This window comes from Reyranella sp. (assembly GCF_965249915.1).
Lineage (GTDB): Bacteria > Pseudomonadota > Alphaproteobacteria > Reyranellales > Reyranellaceae > Reyranella.
The window spans coordinates 3,455,706-3,473,578 of the sequence record NZ_OZ252257.1; the positions used below are offsets into that span (position 1 = coordinate 3,455,706).

Here is a 17,873-nt window from a genome sequence, read left to right on the forward strand (position 1 = left end):
GAAGCCGGTTCCGCACGCCCCCTACTTCTTCTCGATGTTCCAGAAGACCGGCACCGGCGAGACGACGCTGCCGACGACATTCTTCCGGATGGCCATCGCATTGTTGTACTGGCCCAGGAAGGCATGCGTCGGGACCTCGGCGGCGCGGAGCTGGAGCTTCTCGACGATCTCCTTGCGCTTGGCCTCGTCGGTCTCGTCGGCGAAGGCGTCACGCAGGCGCGTGATCTCGGCGTCGCACGGCCAGCCAAACCAGGCCTTGTCGCAGGCCGCACTGATGAAGCTGTAAGTCAGCGGATCGAGCGAATCGGCTCCCGAGGTCGAGGTGATGAGCACATTCCAGCCGCCCTTGTCCGGTGCATCCTTCTTGGCGCGGCGCGCGACCAGCGTCTGCCAGTCCATCGACTGCATGTCGACCTTCATACCGGCCTTCTCCATCAGCGACTTGGCGATCGGCGCCATGTTCGTCAGCACGTAGAGATCGGTCGAATGCAGCAGCACGACCGGCGTGTTGTCGTAGCCGCCCTCGGCGAGCAACTGCTTGGCTTTGGCGAAGTCGCTCTCGTACTTGTCGGCGAAGCCTGCGGTCGTCTCGTAGGGGCCGCCGCACATGAACATGGCCTTGCAGACCGTATAGTACTCGGGGTCGCCGATGACCCCGTTCAGGAAGTCCTTCTGGTTCAGCGCATAGAGCATCGCCTGCCGGTTCTTGGCATTGTCGAACGGCTTGAAGAGCTGGTTGAAGCGATAGATGTACTGGTTGCCCCACTTGTTGGTGGTCACCAGCGAGACGTTGCGGTCCTTCTTCAGCAGCGGATAGAGGTCGTGTTGCGGCGCCTCGATGACGTCGATCTCGCCGGCCTGCAGCGCGTTCACCGCCGTCTGCTGGTCGGGAATGGCGAGCCATTCGACCCGGTCGACCTTGGCGATCTTGCCGCCGGCCAGGCCGGACGCGGGCTCAGGCCGTGGCTTGTACTTGGGGTTCTTGACGTAGACGGTCTTGTCGCCGGGCTTCCATTCATCGGCCTTGAAAATGAACGGGCCCGATCCGACGAACTCCTTGATCTGGTCCGTGCCCGGCGTCTCGGCGATGCGCTTGGGCATGATGAAAGGGTTGCCCGAGGGCTTGGACAGCGCCTGCAGCACGACGCCGGTCGGCGACTTCAGCACGATCTGGAAGGTCTTGGCATCGACCGCCTTCAGCTCCGCGACCTTCGCCCACAGGATGGTGCCCAGGCTGTCGCGCGACGCCCAGCGCTTTAGCGAGGCGATCACGTCCTCGGTCGTGACCGGCTGGCCGTCATGGAATTCGAGCCCGTCGCGCAGCGTGAAGGTCCAGGTGAGCTTGTCGTCGCTCATCTTCCACGTATCGACCATCTGCGGCTTGATCTTGAGTTCGCCGTCCAGCGCGAACAGCGTGTCGTAGATCATGTAGCCGTGATTGCGCACGATGAAGGCGGTGGTCCAGATCGGATCGAGGATCTTGAGGTCCGAATGCGCCACCACCCGCAGCGTCGAAGGCTGCTGCGCCATGGCAACGGCCGGCACCGAAAGACCGACCGCCGCGATCAGTCCAAGAATTTTCTTACGCACGCATGCCTCCTTGTTTGTTGTCCGCAAGGACCATTCCAGCCGCCTTGTCGGCGATCATGATCGTGGGTGTGTTGGTGTTGCCCGACGTGATGGTCGGCATGACCGACGCATCGACCACGCGAAGCCCCTGCAGACCGATGACCCTCAGTCGCTCGTCGACCACGGCGTGCGGATCCGAAGGCAGTCCCATCTTCGCGGTCCCGACGGGGTGGAAGATCGTGGTGCCGATGTCGCCGGCCGCCTTGGCGAGAGAGGCATCGTCGTCGCCAACGCTGGGCCCGGGCAGATATTCCTCCGGATGATAGGGCTGCATCGCGGGCTGGCGCATCAGGCGCCGCGTCACGCGGATCGCGTCGGCTGCCACGGTGCGGTCCTCGTAGGTCGCAAGATAGTTGGGCGCGATGACGGGCTTGGCCGACGGATCGGCCGAACGCAGCTTGATCGTGCCCCGCGAAGTCGGGCGCAGGTTGCAGGCGCTCACCGTGATCGCCGGGAAGCGATGCAGCGGCTCGCCGAACTTGTCGAGCGAAAGAGGCTGCACATGAAATTCGATGTTCGACCTTTCCTGATCCGGGGAAGAGCGCGTGAAGATGCCGAGCTGCGAGGGCGACATGGTGAGCGGCCCCTTCTGCAGCAATGCATATTGCATGCCCATCAAAGCCCGGCCGACCAGCGAGTGATAGGTCATGTTGAGGGTCTTTACGCCGTTGACCTTGTAGATCGCCCGCTGCTGCAGATGGTCCTGCAGGTTCCGCCCGACGCCCTCGCGCGCGTGGAGCACCGGGATGCCGACCTCGCCCAGCCAGTCCGGCGCGCCGATGCCGGAGAGCTGGAGGATCTGCGGAGAACCGACCGCGCCGGCGGCGAGAATGACCTCACCCTGCGCCCTCGCCTCGACGAGGCGGCCGTCCTGGCGATAGAGTACGCCGGTGCAGCGCTTGCCCTCGAACGACAGCTTCTCGACCAGCACGCCGGTCTCGAGCCGGAGGTTCGGCCGCTTCAGCACCGGCTTCAGGAAGGCGCGCGCCGCCGACATGCGCACGCCGCGCTTCTGGTTCACGTGGAAATAGCCGACGCCGGTATTGTCGCCGGTGTTGAAGTCCCCTGTCTGCGGAATGCCCATCTCGTTGGCGGCTTTGATCACCGCATCGAGCACCTCCCAGCGCACGCGCGATTCCTCGACCCGCCATTCGCCGCCGGCGCCGTGATGCTCGGTATCGCCCAGGAAGTGACTGTCGAGTTTGCGGAACACCGGCGCGACATCGTCCCAGCCCCAGCCGGTGAGACCGAGCTGCCGCCAGTGATCGTAATCCTGTGATTGGCCGCGCATCGAAATCATGCCGTTGATGGCCGAGCAGCCGCCGATCACCTTGCCGCGCGGATAGTTGAGCGCGCGGCCGTTGAGCCCCGGCTCCTTCTCGGTCTGGAACATCCAGTCGGCGCGCGGATTGCCGATGGCGAAGAGATAGCCGGCCGGAATGTGGAACCAGATCCAGTTATCGCGGCCGCCCGCCTCGACCACGAGCACGCGATTCCGCGGATCGGCGGAGAGCCGGTTCGCGAGCACGCATCCGGCCGAGCCGGCACCCACGATGATGTAGTCGAAGTCCCCGTCGAGACGGGAAGCGGTGTCTGTTGTCATTCCACGTCCTTGAGCGACCGAACGATGCCGCACACAATATGGCGGCAAGCGGGGGGCTAAGTGAAGCGCGGCGGCTACGACAGCTATCGATCCGATGAGGCGCTGCAGCAGGCCGAAGCGCGTGGCGAGAATGTTGGCTGGGATCGCGCTTTCGGCATCGCCGGCTCCGTGGCCGAGAGCGTCTGGCTCACGATCCTCACCGTGGCGGTTTGCTACTTCGTCGGGCGGGCGTTCTTCGGCATGGGCGTGCTTCTGCCCACCATGCTCATCGTCATGATCGCCGCGTTTGCGGCCCCGCGGGCAGCCGGCTGGTTCGTCCGGCCATTCGGCGATTCACCCTTCCGGCGGCTTCTCTGGGCCTGTCCGCCGCGGCGACGCTGCTGCTGATCGTCCGCGTCGCACTCGCCGCCGTCCTGGTCATTCAACTGCGCCTGCAGGGCGCAGGCCCAGAAGCGGCCGGGATCGGCGCCTTCCATGGGGCCGCCCAGTTCACCCTGATGATCGCCATGCCGGTGTGGTTCCTCTACGCGCTGTGGGGTTGGCTGCGGCGCCGCTCACTCCCGCGCGATACCGCCGCGTCCGTCTGGCGACGCGTCCTGCCGATCGTGTTCGTCGTCGCAATGATGGTCTTCCTCGGCAGCGAAGGCGCCTACTTCGATAGCCGACCCGCGAAATAGCAGGGGCATTGCTACGCCTTTCAGACGGCGCATAATTCCCTGAGCAAATCAAAGGGAGCGAAACGCCATGCAATACAAGCGCATTTCGGCCGATAGCCACCTCGACCTGCCGTGGATGCCGCCCGACCTGTTCACGTCGATGGCGCCGCGCGACCTCAAGGAGCGCATGCCCTACGTCACCGACACCGATGACGGGCCGAAGTGGGTGGCCAAGAACGGCGCCTCTTTCGGCTTCAAGAACGGCGTCGGTCCGTCCGGCTCCAAGTTCGTGCCCGGCAAGCACGGCCGCGTCGACATCATGGCGGAGACCGGTCTCTATGCCGACGGCGCCAAGGACATCCGCCGGATTTCAGACCCGCATCTGCGCATAAAGGATCTCGATCGCGACGGCGTCGACGCCGAGGTGATCTACGGCATCCTGGGCGCCGCGAGCCGTCTCAACGACCGCGAGGCCGGCAACGAGATGCTGCGCATCTACAATGACTGGTTGAAGGATTTCTGCAGCCACTATCCCGACCGGCATATCGGCCTGGCCTGCCTGCCCTACGGCGACATCGACGCCGCCGTCCATGAGATCTACCGGGTCGCGAAGATGGGCATCAAGGGCCTGGAGCTCTCGTGCTCCTGGGACATGGAGCCGATGTGGCACCCGATGTGGGACCCGCTGTGGAAGGCGGTCAACGACGTGCAGCTGCCGCTGCACTTCCATACCTTCCCCAACGTCCCGCCCGGCACCATCGAGAAGTATCCCGGTCGCGTCGGCCGGTCCGTGTTCTTCACCGTGGTCTCGGGCTTCCAGATGAACCTGGTGAACATCCTGGCCGCGATCATGGGCGCCAACGTGCTGGAGCGCTTCCCCAACGTCCGCATCGCCTTCGGGGAATCGGGCTGCGGCTGGATCCCTTACGCGCTCGACCGCATGGACTTCGAGTGGGAGGACCGCTTCCACGATCTCGGCATGAAGATGAAGCCTTCGGACTACTGGCGGCGCCAGTGCAAGGCCACGTTCCAGTTCGACCGCATCGGCGCCAAGCTGATCGACGACATGGGCGCGGAGAGTCTGATGTGGGGCTCCGACTACCCGCACGGCGACGGCGTGTGGCCGCACTCCGACAAGTACATCAAGGAACAGTTCGCCGACGTGCCGGCCGAGCAGGTGAAGATGATCACCTGCACCAACGCCGGGAAGTTCTACGGGCTGATCAACTGACAGCGAAGCTGTCATCCCGAGCGAAGCGACGGATCTTTCCGATCAGAGAAGGATCCCTCGCTGACGCTCGGGATGACAATTCAGAGATCGCTCTTCGACACGGTGTGCCGGAGGGCGAAGACTTCTCCCTCGGGGGCGTGTCGCTCCCGCGCGGCTTGCGCAGCTTCCACCGACCAGAAGAACGCCACCAGCGCCCGCTCGATCTGCTGATCGGGCGTGCCGCGCAGTTCCTTTTCGGCCGTCTGCGCCTGGCCGATGTTGGCGCGGCCGGAGAGCAGGTCGACGCGGGCCGTCTCCGGCGAGGCGAGCTTGTCGAAGGGCGCGACGTTGCTTGCCTTCATGCGCAAGGTCAGGACGGCCGCGCCGATGCCCTCGCCCCAGCGCTGCTCGACGGCGCAGACGGTGCGCGAGGTGTTGCGGAACTTGGGAAAGAGCGCTCGGCTCATCTCGCTGGGGCTGCGCAGGCGGGCGTAATAGGTCTCGCTCTCGAAGGCGGCGGCTTTGTCGGCATCGTAGAACAACAGGTAGCGGCCGGGCCGGGTCAGGCCCTTGAAGCGGCTGCCGCGCAGCCAGCCGGGACAGGAGACGCGCTCCTGCAGATGTTCGCGGCTGTGCCAATGCTCGAAGAAGGCCTGATCGGCCGGATCGATGTCGACCCAGATGGCGAGTGCCGCCTTGCCTCCGGTGCTCAATGCCCGCCCGCCCCCTTCTTGTCGGAGGCGATCTTGTCGATGTAGGTCAGCAGCAGCGCCGACACCACGAACGCCATGTGCATGACGACCAGCGCATAGAGCTTGCCGTTGTCGTAATCGCCGGCTTCGAGGAAGCGCTGGAGCAGGTGGATCGACGAGATCGCCACGATCGAGCTTGCGAGCTTGATCTTCAGCGAACCGGCATCGAGCTTGCCGAACCAGGCGAGCCTGTCGCGCGAACTGTCGACGTCGATGTGGCTGACGAAATTCTCGTAGCCGGAGATGATCACCATCACGACCAGGTTGGCGACCATGATCAGGTCGACCAGCGACAGCACCGCCAGCACGAGATCGGCCTCCTCGGCGGAGATCGCCTTGCGCATCAGTTCCCAGATCTTGAAGGGAAACTTCACGACCACGACGCCCAGCACGAAGACCAGTCCGATGTAGAGCGGCGCCTGCAGCCAGCGGCTGCCCATGACGACACGTTCGACGAGGAGTTCGAGTTTCTTGGCGGGTGTCGTCGACATCGTCAGCTCTCTCATTTGGTGGCCGAGCAGGCCGCCCTCACGGCCTGCGTGAAGGTGACGATCTCCGCGCGGCGATCGTGGTCGGTGGCCGGCACATAGGGCGGTTGCGGCAGGGCCGCGAGCGTCACCACCGAGAGATCTTCCTTGCGATAGATGTCGATGCGCTGGCCGGCATGGCCGATCGCCGCCATCACCCCGTCGCCCAGCCACCAGCTGTAGCCGTAATGCGTGATGTCGGGGACGACAGGCGCGGGCACCTTGAAAGCAGGCGTCGCCGCCGCCTCGACCCAGCCCTCGGGCAGCACGCGCTTGCCGTCTATGACACCGTCGTTGCGGACGAACTCGGCGAAGCGGCCGAAGTCGCGCAGGACCACGCCGGCTCGGCTGCCGCCGATCTCCTGGCCGCCGTCGCTTTCCAGCGTATAGAAGGCGTCGCATTCCATACCGGCGGGCTGCCAGACCTTCTCCGACATGTAATCGGCGAGTGGCTTGCCCACCGCGCGGGTGAGCGCGGCGCCCAGCAGGAACGTATCGCCGGAATTGTAGAGAAAGGAGCTGCCCGGCGGATGAGCGCGTGGCAGCGAGGCCATCAGCTTCAGCACGCCGTCGGGCACCTTGTCGGCCAGCGACTTGCTATAGCGATTCACGTCGGAGTTCCGGTCTGGATAGATCTCGGTCCAGCGCACGCCCGAAGACATCGTCATGACATGCCGCAACGTCACGCCTTCATAGGCCGAGTCCCTGAGGGCCGGCAAATAGTCTGTGAGGCGATCGTCGATCGACTTGATGACACCGTCATGAACCGCGGCACCGACCAGCATCGCCGTCATCGACTTGACGGTCGACATGGTCGACCAGCGATCATGCTCCTGGAGGCCGAGGCCGTAGCGTTCGAGCACGATCCTGCCGCGATGGATCACCAGAATGCCCACGATCACGTTGCGATCCATGAACGAGGCGATGTCGTGTTCGCGGCCGCCGGCGACATAGACCGGCGCAATCTCAATCCCGCGCGGCAGCTCCCGGGAATCGGGGCCGCGACGGATCGCACGATGGGCGAACAGCTTATCGACGTTGCGGTAGGCGTAAGGCTGGAGAGAGGGCGGGAGGAGCAGGAAGTCCTCGCCCCGCGGGAAATGCCGGCGCGGAACGGCGGTGCTCAGGAAAACGCCTTGAACGTGATCAGGGTGAACGTGTCCTTCACGCCCGGCAGCGTCTGGATCTCGCTCGTCACGAAATGGCCGATGTCGGTCTTCTCGTCGAGATAGCACTTCATCAGGAGATCGTATTGCCCGGAGGTCGAGTAGACCTCCGAGACCTGCTCGACGGCGACGGCATTGTCGGCAACCTCATAGGCTTTGCCGAGCTCGCACTTCACCATGACGAATATTGTCTGCATCAACGCCCTCCGCCGCGACGCGGGATTCTAGCGCGTCGGACGGGCGAGGAAAGCCGGCACGTGATCGCCGAGGCCGAGCGGCGCCGGGCTGTCGTCACGATCACGGCGGTCGGGGCGGGACGAACGGTCGGAGCGATCGGAACGCTCCGGACGCCGGTCCGAGCGGGACTCCCGCGGCGGCCGGGCTTCCCGCTCGGGACGTGTCTCACGCTCGGGACCTGTCTCGCGCGCCGGACGGGCCTCGCGGGAAGGACGCTCGGCCCGCGGTTCACGCGGCGGGCGCGCTGCACGTTCGGGACGGGCCTCCCGCTCCGGACGGGCTTCCGGTGCCGGACGCGCCGTGCTCTCGGGCTGCGGTGCCTTCTCGGCGCGCACTTCCTTCGGCGGACGGCTGCTGCTGCCACCGCTGCTGCGGCCACGAGCGCTGCTGCTGCTGCTGGAACCACCGCGTCCGCGACCACGGCCGCGGCGACGTCCGTCGGACGGTTCGAAGGCCAGCAGTTCCATGCCCGGGACTTCCACCCGCGGGATGGTGGTGCCAATCAGCTTCTCGATCGCCTCGACCAGGCCGCCCTCATCGGGCGAGGCCAGGGTGAAGGAATGACCGGTGTTGCCGGCGCGGCCGGTGCGGCCGATGCGATGGACGTAGTCCTCGGGCGAGAACGGCACGTCGAAATTGAACACGTGGCTCATCGCCACGATGTCGAGGCCGCGGGCCGCGACGTCGGAGGCGACCAGGATCTGGATCTCACCCTGCTTGAACTTCTCCAGCGTCTCCATGCGGGCGGGCTGGCTCATGTCGCCATGCAGCGCCCCGGCATTGAAGCCGTGCTTCTTTAGCGATGCCTGCAGGATCGCCACGTCGCGCTTGCGGTTGCAGAACACGATCGCGTTCTTGATGTCCTGTTCCTTGATCAGGGCCCGCAGCGCCTCGCGCTTGTCGTCTTCCTGCACGACCACGAGGCCCTGCACGATGTTCTTGGAGGCCGAGGCCGGTGCCGAGACCGTGACTTCCTTGGGATTGCTGAGGAAGCGGTCGGCCAGGCGCTTGATCTCCGGCGGCATGGTGGCCGAGAAGAACAGGGTCTGGCGCAGCGGCGGCAGGGTGGCGACGATGCGCTCGACGTCGGGGATGAAGCCCATGTCGAGCATGCGGTCGGCTTCGTCGATCACCAGGATCTTGACGTCGTTCAGCAGGATGCCGCCGCGCTCGAAATGATCGAGCAGCCGGCCGGGGGTCGCGATCAGGACGTCGGCGCCGCGTTCCAGCGCGCGCTCCTGGTCTGGAAAGCTCACGCCACCGATCAGCAGCGCCATGTTGAGCTTGTGGTTCTTGCCGTAGATTTCGAAGTTTTCGGCCACCTGGGCGGCCAGTTCGCGCGTCGGCTCCAGGATGAGCGAGCGCGGCATGCGCGCCTTGGCGCGGCCCTCCGAGAGAATGTCGATCATCGGGAGGACGAAGGAGGCGGTCTTTCCGGTGCCCGTCTGGGCGCATCCGAGCACATCACGGCCCATCAGGACGATGGGAATGGCCTTTTCCTGGATGAGGGTAGGCGTCGTGTAGCCCTTGTCGGCCACTGCCTGCAGTACCGGGGCGCTCAGCCCCAAACTCTCAAAACTCATTTAATTTCCGTAGTTTAGTCCATTCTTTCCGCTGGACTTGGAGCAGTCTCATAAGGCTCGAGGATCGAGCCGGACCGCTGGGCGGACCCCATATGACCCCTGCACGGGGCCAAGTCAATGCGAGCGGGCGCGGGGCAGCCCGGCGGAAGCGTCAGGCCTTGATCTCGATTTCGACGAAAACGAACTCGAAATCGTTGGGGTTGATGACGTCGTGCTCGACCCCGGTCTGGCGGGAATATGAGACGCCGGCCCGAAGCGGCGCGGGCACGGTCGCCTTGCCGTCGAAGATGTGCAGTTCGCCCGTGGTGATGGGCACCACGACATAGTCGTGATCGTGGCGGTGCCAGCCGGTGTGGCTGCCGGGCGGGAACCGCCATTCCGTCACGATGACGCGGTCGTTTTCGGTCTGGACCGAGGGCTTGGCGAGGGGGCGTTCGGAATGGGTCATGCGCGAAAGCTAATGCCCCGGGCAGCGTTTGTAAGGTGACACGAGGGCGCGGCCTGATATCGTGCATATGCACCCAATTTGGAGTCCCGTCCTGTCGCACCCTCTTCTCACCGCGCCCATCGGCAAGAGCCTGTGGAAGCTGTCTGCCCCCACCACCGCCGTCATGATCGTGCAGACCTTCGTGGCTATTGCCGAGACCTTCATCTTCGGCCGGCTGGGAACCGACGCCCTGGCGGGCTTCGCCCTCGTCTTCCCGCTGATGATGATGATGACCATGATGGCGGCCGGCGGCATGGGCGGTGGCGTGGCGGCCGCCATGGCCCGCACCCTGGGCGCTGGCCGGACCGGAGATGCCCGCGCCCTCGTGCTGCATGCGCTGGTCCTCGGCGCGGCATTGGCGCTGCTCTTCACCCTGCTCGCCTGGACGGCCGCGCCCTCGCTCTATCGCATGCTGGGCGGCGAAGGCGCTGCGCTCGGCAATGCCCTCACCTACTCCCACGTGCTGTTCACGGGCTCGATCTTCATCTGGGCCAACTTCTTCCTGTCGGCCCTGCTGCGCGGCGGCGGCGACGCGGCCACGCCCGGCCGCTACATGCTGATCTCCTCTCTCGCGCAGGTCCCGCTCTCCTACGTCCTCGCACTCGGGATCGGCGGCTGGCCGGGCCTGGGGATGGCCGGCCCGGCCATCTCCTCCCTGCTGACCTCAGCGGTCTCGGCGCTGTTGCAGGCGCGCGCGCTGTGGAGCGGCAAACTGGGCTTCGTCCCGGCGACGACCGGCATCCCCCTGCAGGGCCGGCTGTTCTGCGAGATCCTGCGGGTCGGCCTCATCGCCTCCTTCTCTGCCTTCACCGCCAACCTCACCGCCATGCTGGTCACCGGGCTGGTCGGCCGCTTCGGCATCGCCGCCCTGGCCGGCTACGGCATCGGCGTGCGGCTAGAATTCATGCTGGTGCCGCTGGCCTTCGGCATCGGCTCCGGCCTTACGACCATCGTGGGCGTGGCAGCCGGCGCCAACGACTGGCGACGCGCCGTCCGCGCCGCCTGGATCGGCAGCCTGGTCGCGGGCTTCGGCATCGGCGCCTTCGGTTGGATCGTCGCGCTGTTCCCCGAAGGCTGGGCCCGCCTGTTCACCAACGACCCCGACGTGATCGCCGCCACCGTGGCCTACGTGACGCGCGTCGCGCCCTTCTACTTCGTGTTCGGCATCGGCATGACCCTGTCCTTCGCCAGCCAGGGCGCCGGCCGCATGAAAGCGCCCTTCGCCGCCGGCGTGACGCGCCTGTTCGTGGCGTCGCTGGGCGGCTGGTTCGCCATCGAGCATCTCGGCTGGGGACTGCCCGGCGTCTTCACCGCCATCGCGGTCGGCATCGTCACCTTCGGCAGCCTGGTCGCCGGGCCATTGCTCGTGCACCCCTGGCGCGGACGGGCGTAACGAGGGCGTGATAGGTTCGCTGCCTCACAGGAGGAAGCGATGCAACGGCCTTCGATCATCCGGACGTGGAATCGCAACGAAGCCGACGAGGAGGCGATGGGCGCCGCCCATGCGCCGATCTGGCGGCGCATGATCGACGTTTCGATCCATGAGGACCTGCGCCCGTCGTCCGTGCTCGATTACGGCTGCAACCAGGGCGGCTTCCTGCGGATGCTGTACGACCGCCACCCGTTCAAGGCCGGCGTCGGCATCGACATCGCGCGGGAGTCGGTGGACCGTGCCGAGCTGCTGAAGGGACATCGCCCGATCGACTACAGGGTGAGCGAAAGTGCGGCCACGCTCGGCCGGACGTTCGACTTCGCCTTCAGCCATGAAGTGCTCTACCTCCTGCCCGACCTCGCCGCGCATGCGGCCGATATCAAGGCGGCGCTGAAGCCGGGCGGGACCTATGTCGCGGCCATGGGCTGCCACAAGGACAGCGCCGTCTGGCCGCGCTGGCGCAAGGTGATCGCCGAAACCTCGTCGATCCCGCTCTACGATCATTCGCTGGACAGTGTCGCCAAGGCGTTCAGCGGCGCGGGCTTCCATGTCGGCGTGCGCCCCCTCGATCTCGACGCCTTCATGCCGGTGACGGTGGGCAGCGAATATTTTCCCAAGGTCGTGGACCAGCTACGCTACTACAGCCAGGACAAGGTTCTGTTCCGCTTCGTGCGCGCTCCCTAGGAGATCCCCTCATGGCAATGCCGGCCCTGCCGTTCGTCACCGCCTTCTATGCCGCCCTCACGGGGCTTCTCTGTGTGCTGCTTGCGGCGCTGGTGATCCGTCAGCGTTTCCGGAGCCGGGTCAGTCTCGGCGACGGCGGCGATGCCGAGATGAGCCGCATGAGCCGGGTGTTCGGAAACTTCGCCGAGTACGCCGCGCTGGTGCTGGTCCTGCTGGCCCTGCTCGAGATCAACGGCGGCTCGCGCGTACTGGTCCATGCGCTGGGCATCGGCTTCATCGTCGCGCGGCTCGCCCATGCCTTCGGTCTCGCCCGGACGGCGGACACCAATCCCGGCCGAGCGGCCGGCATCGTGCTCACGCTGCTGGTGATCGTCGTGGCGTCGGTCGCGCTGCTGGTGATCGTGGCGCGGAAGATCTTCGTCTAGCCGCGCACCCCGAGCTGGCGCAGCGAGCGGTCGATCCAGAGGGCGCCGATCTTTTCCTGCACGGAGTTCTGGCGCAGGCGCTGGCGCAGATTGTTGAAATCGACGAGATCGAGCCGCTGGTCCTGGTTGAAGCAGGAGAAGACCACCGTCTCCTTGCCGGTCTCCGGATCCCTGTGGAGCTGCAGGCACTGGGCGCAGATCTCCTTCATCATGCATTGCATGGGGGAGTTGATCGAGCCGAAGGCCACATGCTCGGGCTTGAGGTACGGCTTCAACGCGGCATGCCGCGCGAGGCGCACCGCGTTCATCATGCCGTCGGAGCCGATGGCCACGATGCGATCGGCGGTGCTGTAGGGAATCGGCTGGTCGCCGAGTTCGCCCGACGCGTAGAGGCGCATCGCCTCGACGATGTTGGTGACGACCGACTTGTCCTGTGGGCGGCCCGGCGCAAAGCCCGGCGCCTCGTCACAGCACCAGACGACGACGTCGGCCGCCGCCTCGATCTCCTCGACCTTGTAGCGGTCGATCACCCGCTTGTAGCCGGCGAAGTACAGCACCTTGCTGCCGGCCTTGCGGAAGGCCTGGCCGATCGAGAAAAGCACGGCGTTGCCGAGGCCGCCGCCCACCAGCACCACGGTCTCGCCCGGTTCGATCTCGGTCGGCGCGCCGGTCGGCCCCATCACGATCACCGGCTCGCCGGGCTTCAGCATCGCGCAAAGGTCGGACGAACCGCCCATCTCCAGCGCAATCAGCGACAGCAGGCCCTTCTCCTTGTCGACCCACGCACCGGTGAGCGCGAGGCCTTCCATGGTGAGCAGGGTGCCCTCGGCCCGCAGCGAACACGCTTCGTAGTTCTGCAGGCGGTAGAACTGGCCGGGCTCGAAGTTGCGGGCGGCGGCCGGTGCCTCGACGATGACTTCGATGATGGTGGGCGTCAGCCGGTCCACTCGGACCACGCGGGCGCGCCACGAACGGTTGGCTTCTTCGAGAATCTCCGCCGGGGTGCGTCGGGCCGGCGGCAGCGCCGTCATCGCCCGCGTCAGCACCGGATAGCCCTGCTTGGCCCCGCCCATCGCCTTCACGACGTTGCCGGCAAACGAGGGATGCAGATCGCCGAAGAACGACATGAAGCGGTTGTCGGCGTGGCGGTACATCAGCACGCGCACGTCGCCCGGCTTGCAGACGCGCTCGGGTGTCACGTGATTGCCCGCCTCGTCGAGGGCGCGGAAATACTTGCCGTCGATGAAGGCGTGCGTCGCATCCTCGCGCGCCAGCACCGTGTTGGGCTGCGTGCCGGCGGCGACGAGGATGGTGCGGGCCGGCAGCATCGCTTCGACCTTGGCGCCGTTCTGCTCGCCCGCGACCTTCAGGGCCCTCGCCTGCCCCGCCTCGTCGATCTCGACCGCGACGGGTGACAGGCCTTCGACGAAGCGGATGTCTTCCTCGAGCGCCTTCAGCACTTCCTCGTGGTTCAACGTATAGGACGGCGAATCGATCAGGCGGCGGCGATAGACCAGCGACACGCCGCCCCAGCCGGTCACCAGCTTCGTGATCGCGGGGTCGCGGCCCTCGCGAGCCGCCTGTTCGCGCTCGGCCCGAATGGCCCGAGCATGGGCGATGAACTCCTCCGCGATCTCGCGTTCCTCGGGCGACCAGTTCGCGCCCACCGCCGCCTCGCCGCGCTCGGCGACCAGCGTCTCGTGGCGGACGAGGAACTTCTCGACCTGCAGCGGATAGTAGGCCAGCGACTCCGTCGCGGTATCGATCGCTGTCAGGCCGCCGCCGATCACGACGACCGGCAGGCGGATCTGCAGGTTGGCGATCGAGTCCTTCTTGGCGGCCCCCGTGAGCTGCAAAGCCATCAGGAAGTCCGACGCCGCGCGCACGCCGCGCGCTAGACCATTGGGCAGGTCGAGCACCGTGGGCTTGCCGGCGCCGGCGCAGAGCGCGATGTGGTCGAAGCCCATGGCGAAGGCGCTCTCGACCGTGACCGTGCCGCCGAAGCGCACACCGCCGAACATCGAGAACTGCGCGCGCCGCTCCAGCAGCAGCCGCACCATCTTCAGGTAGTTCTTGTCCCAACGGACCGTGATGCCGTACTCGGCGACGCCGCCGAACCCCGCCATCGCGCGCTCGCCGAGATTCTCGCGCAAGCTCGCGACGTCCTTCACCGCCGCGAAGGGCACGCGCGTGCCGTCCAGGGCGACGCCCGACTGTGTCTCGGGCAGAGGCTCGATCTTCAACCCGTCGATGCCGACCACGGTGTGGCCGTCGTTCATCAGATGATGCGCCAGGTTGAAGCCCGCCGGACCGAGACCGACCACCAGCACGGTGCGTCCCGTCGAGGAACGCGGAATCGGACGGCGCAGGTTGAGCGGATTCCAGCGTGTCAGCAGCGAGTAGATCTCGAAGCCCCAGGGTAGACCCAGAACGTCCTTCAGGGTGCGGGTCTCGATCTGCGGGATGTCGACCGGTTCCTGCTTCTGATAGATGCAGGCCTTCATGCAATCGTTGCAGATACGGTGTCCGGTGGCCGCCAGCAGCGGGTTGTCGACCGCGGCCATCGCCAGCGCGCCGATGGAGAAGCCCTCGCTCTTCAGCAGGTTCATCTCCGAAATCTTCTCTTCGAGCGGACAGCCCGCGAGCGTCACGCCGAACGGCGACTTCTGGAACGCGCCGGTCTTACGATCCTTGAGCCCGCGCGAGCAGCTGTCCTTGCCCTGGTTGTGGCACCAGATGCAGTAATTGGCGTGATCGAGGGCGCGCACGAGGTCGAAGCCCTGGTCGGTCAGGGCAAATCCCTCGCGATGGCGCAGCAGCGGCCGCGGCAGCTTCATGCGCGTCACGCCATCGACGATCTCGGTCTCGATCGGCACGAGATGCTCGAAGTCGAGTTTGTGCGGCACCTTGAACAGCGGTCCGTCCTGGTGCCGGCGCTTGCCGTCGGGATGATGCAGCGCCCAGGCGGCGTAGCGCGTCAGGGCCTCGACTTCGGGCGTCGGCGTCTCGACCTTGAACTCGGCCCCGATCAGGTCCCGAACCTTGAGCGCGAAGGCCAGTTCCCAGGCTTCGAGTCCGGCCTCGAACGAGACGGGGAGGCTCAAGGCTGCCGTGACGGCGGCTCCGTCCAGGGCCTGTGCGGCCTCGGGCTTGAGGGTGCGGGTGACATAGCGCTGCACGAACAGGCGCTTGCAGTCGTAGAGCGGCGCGAGGCGCCGGTGGCGGGCGCGCAGCTCGGCCGCTTCGAGGGCGACGCCGAACAACGCCGCCACGAAATCCTCGAGCGGACGCGCCAGCTCGATCAGCAGATTGGATTCATCCTTGGCGGCGATCGCGTCGGGCGCGGCGCGCGCCGCCATCAGGCGGGCATGGACGTCGACATTCGCGTCCTTCAGCCATTCGACGAAGGCGGCGTCCAATCCGACCAGCCCTTCGCGATCGTAGAAGTCACTGAAGCTCGACCCGAAGGTGACCGGCGGGGCCAGCGGGGACGCAGTCATTGCGATGTTCCGGAACGATGGATGAAAATTGTTCGTATGCGAACCGTTAAACAAGGCGGACGGCCAGCGCAAGACACCCCGACGACGCCGTCCTTCGCGACATTTATGCCTGATGACGGCGGCCCCCGCTTCCCCCATGTTCCGGCGGCCATGCAGCAAGTCCCCGCCTCCGTGCGCCAGTGGCTGATCGTCGTCGCCGGCATGATCTTCTTCATGATCGTCATCGGCGCCCTGACCCGGCTCACCGAATCGGGCCTGTCGATGGTCGAATGGCGCCCGGTCACCGGCTGGCTGCCGCCGCTCTCGGATACGGCCTGGCAGGCGGAGCTGCAGAAGTACCTGTCCTCGCCGCAGGGCCGCCTGGTGAACCGCGACTTCACGGTGCCCGAGTTTCGCGAGATCTTCTGGCTGGAGTACATCCACCGCCTGTGGGGCCGGCTGATCGGTCTCGTCTTCGCCCTGCCGCTGGCCTGGTTCTGGTGGCGCGGCGCCCTCAACCCGCATCTCAAGCCGCGCCTGTTCGCGCTCCTCGTGCTGGGCGGCCTGCAGGGTGCGCTGGGCTGGGCGATGGTGGCGTCGGGCCTCGTCGACCGGCCCTCGGTCAGCCACTACCGCCTCGCCGCCCACCTGCTGCTGGCGATCATCCTCTACGCCTACACGGTCTGGCTGATCCTCGAACTCAGTCCCCGCCCCGTCCACCGCGACGACCGTAAGACCGCGCGCAAGGCGACGGCGCTGCTTGCCTTCCTGTTGGTCGTGCTGGTCTGGGGCGCCTTCATGGCCGGCCTGCGCGCCGGCACCGCGCACAGCACCTTCCCCGACATGTCGGGCTACTGGATCCCGCCCGGCCTGTTCGACCTCTCACCGGCGTGGATCAACTTCTTCGAGAACGGCACCACCATCCAGTTCGTGCATCGCTGGCTGGCCAAGCTGCTGGTGCTGGGCGTGCTGGTCATGGCCTGGCGGGCGCCGCGCTCGGAGACGCTGGCCGCAGCGACGATGGCTTTCCTGCAGCTGGGCCTCGGGGTCGCCACCATCCTGAGCGGCGTCAGCATCCCGATCGCCACGATGCACCAGGCCGGCGCCGTGCTTCTCCTGACGACGCTGCTCGTCGTCCGCCACCGCGCCCGGGCGTAGCTCAGGCCAGGCGGCCGGCGTGCCGCCACCAGGAATCGGGAAGCAGCGACGCCGCGCGCCGCGCCTCCTCATCGGATCCATACAGAGCAAAGCAGGTCGCCCCAGTGCCGCTCATCGCGACATGGGCGGCGCCCTCGCTGTGCCGCAGCCGGTCGAGGACGGCGGCCACCTCCGGCCGCAGCGAAATCGCCGCGTCCGTCAGATCGTTGCCGCGGCGCGCGAGGTCCTGAGCGAATTCGCCGAGGCTCGCCCAGCCGTTGCCAAGAGGCATGGCTGTAGAGAATCCTCCCTCCCGAGCGGCGAAGACGGCCGGCGTGGGCAGCGCGACGCCCGGATTAACCAGCAGGATGGCGCAGGCCGGCAGAGCCGGCGCGGGCGCCAGGCGCTCGCCGATGCCCGTCGCCAGTGCCGGTCGTCCGACGAGGCACATGGGCACGTCGGCGCCAAGCGTGGCGGCGAGATCGAAGAGTTCCTCCTCGGGCATGGCCACGCGCCACAGGTCGATCAGGGCGAGCAGGGCCGCGGCGGCATCGGCCGAGCCGCCCCCCAGCCCGGCCGCCACTGGGATACGCTTGGTGAGACGCAGTGCGGCGCGCGGGGCCAGTCCGGCACGTCCGGCGAGAAGGCGCGCCGCCTTCAGGACGAGATTGTCCGGATCACCTTCGAGCGCGGAAGCTTGCGGCCCCACCACTTCCAGGGACAAGGTCGATGAAGGCGCGATCTCGATCTCGTCGGCGAGATCGGTGAAGGCCACCAGCGAGTCGAGCAGGTGAAAGCCGTCGGCGCGGCGTCCGACGACGTTCAGCCAGAGATTGACCTTGGCCCGCGCGAGCGACACCCCGCGA

At 66.5% G+C, this 17,873-nt stretch carries 17 protein-coding genes; 7 read left to right on the forward strand and 10 right to left on the reverse strand.

What is annotated here, in order from left to right; all coding sequences use genetic code 11:
* Nucleotides 1–21: 21 nt before the first annotated feature.
* On the reverse strand, nucleotides 22–1,590 hold the full coding sequence (locus ACP15H_RS17195) for an ABC transporter substrate-binding protein (protein ID WP_425067402.1): 1,569 nt from the start codon (nucleotides 1,588–1,590) through the stop codon (nucleotides 22–24).
* Nucleotides 1,583–3,232, reverse strand: a complete 1,650-nt coding sequence (locus tag ACP15H_RS17200) for a GMC family oxidoreductase (RefSeq protein WP_425067403.1) — start codon at nucleotides 3,230–3,232, stop codon at nucleotides 1,583–1,585. The genes ACP15H_RS17195 and ACP15H_RS17200 overlap by 8 nt, the downstream gene beginning before the upstream one ends.
* A 60-nt stretch (nucleotides 3,233–3,292) precedes the next feature.
* Here ACP15H_RS17200 and ACP15H_RS17205 point away from each other — a divergent pair, with 60 nt between their 5' ends.
* The 3 genes from ACP15H_RS17205 to ACP15H_RS17215 all read left to right on the forward strand — a co-directional run bounded on the left by ACP15H_RS17205 (nucleotide 3,293) and on the right by ACP15H_RS17215 (nucleotide 5,119).
* Nucleotides 3,293–3,619 (forward strand): hypothetical protein, encoded by a 327-nt coding sequence (locus ACP15H_RS17205; protein WP_425067404.1) that lies wholly within the window; start codon nucleotides 3,293–3,295, stop codon nucleotides 3,617–3,619.
* Nucleotides 3,620–3,729: 110 nt separating this feature from the next.
* Nucleotides 3,730–3,909, forward strand: coding sequence for a hypothetical protein (locus tag ACP15H_RS17210; RefSeq protein WP_425067405.1), 180 nt, complete (start codon nucleotides 3,730–3,732; stop codon nucleotides 3,907–3,909).
* 67 nt (nucleotides 3,910–3,976) lie between these two features.
* Nucleotides 3,977–5,119, forward strand: a complete 1,143-nt coding sequence (locus ACP15H_RS17215; protein ID WP_425067406.1) for an amidohydrolase family protein — start codon at nucleotides 3,977–3,979, stop codon at nucleotides 5,117–5,119.
* Nucleotides 5,120–5,199: 80 nt separating this feature from the next.
* Here ACP15H_RS17215 and ACP15H_RS17220 read toward each other — a convergent pair whose 3' ends face one another.
* The 6 genes from ACP15H_RS17220 to ACP15H_RS17245 form a co-directional block, all read right to left on the reverse strand.
* Complete coding sequence (locus tag ACP15H_RS17220; RefSeq protein WP_425067407.1) at nucleotides 5,200–5,811, reverse strand: hypothetical protein; 612 nt, start codon at nucleotides 5,809–5,811, stop codon at nucleotides 5,200–5,202.
* Nucleotides 5,808–6,341 (reverse strand): TIGR00645 family protein, encoded by a 534-nt coding sequence (locus tag ACP15H_RS17225; protein WP_425067408.1) that lies wholly within the window; start codon nucleotides 6,339–6,341, stop codon nucleotides 5,808–5,810. The genes ACP15H_RS17220 and ACP15H_RS17225 overlap by 4 nt, the downstream gene beginning before the upstream one ends.
* 11 nt (nucleotides 6,342–6,352) lie before the next feature.
* Nucleotides 6,353–7,291 carry a serine hydrolase domain-containing protein gene (locus tag ACP15H_RS17230; protein ID WP_425067409.1) on the reverse strand — a complete coding sequence of 313 codons (939 nt, stop codon included), beginning with the start codon at nucleotides 7,289–7,291 and terminating at the stop codon, nucleotides 6,353–6,355.
* Between the two features lie 209 nt (nucleotides 7,292–7,500).
* A complete protein-coding gene (locus ACP15H_RS17235; protein ID WP_425067410.1) occupies nucleotides 7,501–7,740 on the reverse strand; it encodes an Lrp/AsnC ligand binding domain-containing protein in 240 nt (79 codons plus the stop codon).
* Between the two features lie 27 nt (nucleotides 7,741–7,767).
* On the reverse strand, nucleotides 7,768–9,363 hold the full coding sequence (locus ACP15H_RS17240; protein ID WP_425067411.1) for a DEAD/DEAH box helicase: 1,596 nt from the start codon (nucleotides 9,361–9,363) through the stop codon (nucleotides 7,768–7,770).
* Nucleotides 9,364–9,514: 151 nt separating this feature from the next.
* Nucleotides 9,515–9,811, reverse strand: a complete 297-nt coding sequence (locus ACP15H_RS17245) for a cupin domain-containing protein (protein WP_425067412.1) — start codon at nucleotides 9,809–9,811, stop codon at nucleotides 9,515–9,517.
* 67 nt (nucleotides 9,812–9,878) lie between these two features.
* On the opposite strand from ACP15H_RS17245, the gene ACP15H_RS17250 reads away from it, so the two are divergent.
* Genes ACP15H_RS17250 through ACP15H_RS17260 form a run of 3 tightly spaced genes read left to right on the forward strand, consistent with a single transcriptional unit; the run spans nucleotide 9,879 to nucleotide 12,391 of the window.
* On the forward strand, nucleotides 9,879–11,243 hold the full coding sequence (locus tag ACP15H_RS17250; RefSeq protein WP_425067413.1) for an MATE family efflux transporter: 1,365 nt from the start codon (nucleotides 9,879–9,881) through the stop codon (nucleotides 11,241–11,243).
* Nucleotides 11,244–11,282: 39 nt separating this feature from the next.
* Nucleotides 11,283–11,966, forward strand: coding sequence for a class I SAM-dependent methyltransferase (locus ACP15H_RS17255; RefSeq protein ID WP_425067414.1), 684 nt, complete (start codon nucleotides 11,283–11,285; stop codon nucleotides 11,964–11,966).
* A gap of 11 nt (nucleotides 11,967–11,977) precedes the next feature.
* Complete coding sequence (locus tag ACP15H_RS17260; RefSeq protein WP_425067415.1) at nucleotides 11,978–12,391, forward strand: MAPEG family protein; 414 nt, start codon at nucleotides 11,978–11,980, stop codon at nucleotides 12,389–12,391.
* On the opposite strand, the gene ACP15H_RS17265 is transcribed toward ACP15H_RS17260, so the two are convergent.
* Nucleotides 12,388–15,891 carry an FAD-dependent oxidoreductase gene (locus ACP15H_RS17265; RefSeq protein ID WP_425067416.1) on the reverse strand — a complete coding sequence of 1,168 codons (3,504 nt, stop codon included), beginning with the start codon at nucleotides 15,889–15,891 and terminating at the stop codon, nucleotides 12,388–12,390. The two genes, ACP15H_RS17260 and ACP15H_RS17265, sit on opposite strands and share 4 nt — an antisense overlap.
* A gap of 150 nt (nucleotides 15,892–16,041) precedes the next feature.
* Here ACP15H_RS17265 and ACP15H_RS17270 point away from each other — a divergent pair, with 150 nt between their 5' ends.
* Complete coding sequence (locus ACP15H_RS17270; protein ID WP_425067417.1) at nucleotides 16,042–17,028, forward strand: COX15/CtaA family protein; 987 nt, start codon at nucleotides 16,042–16,044, stop codon at nucleotides 17,026–17,028.
* A gap of 1 nt (nucleotide 17,029) precedes the next feature.
* On the opposite strand, the gene ACP15H_RS17275 is transcribed toward ACP15H_RS17270, so the two are convergent.
* The gene (locus ACP15H_RS17275) at nucleotides 17,030–17,866 is read right to left on the reverse strand and encodes a 4-(cytidine 5'-diphospho)-2-C-methyl-D-erythritol kinase (RefSeq protein ID WP_425067418.1); all 837 of its coding nucleotides are present in this window, start codon (nucleotides 17,864–17,866) and stop codon (nucleotides 17,030–17,032) included.
* Nucleotides 17,867–17,873: the final 7 nt, after the last annotated feature.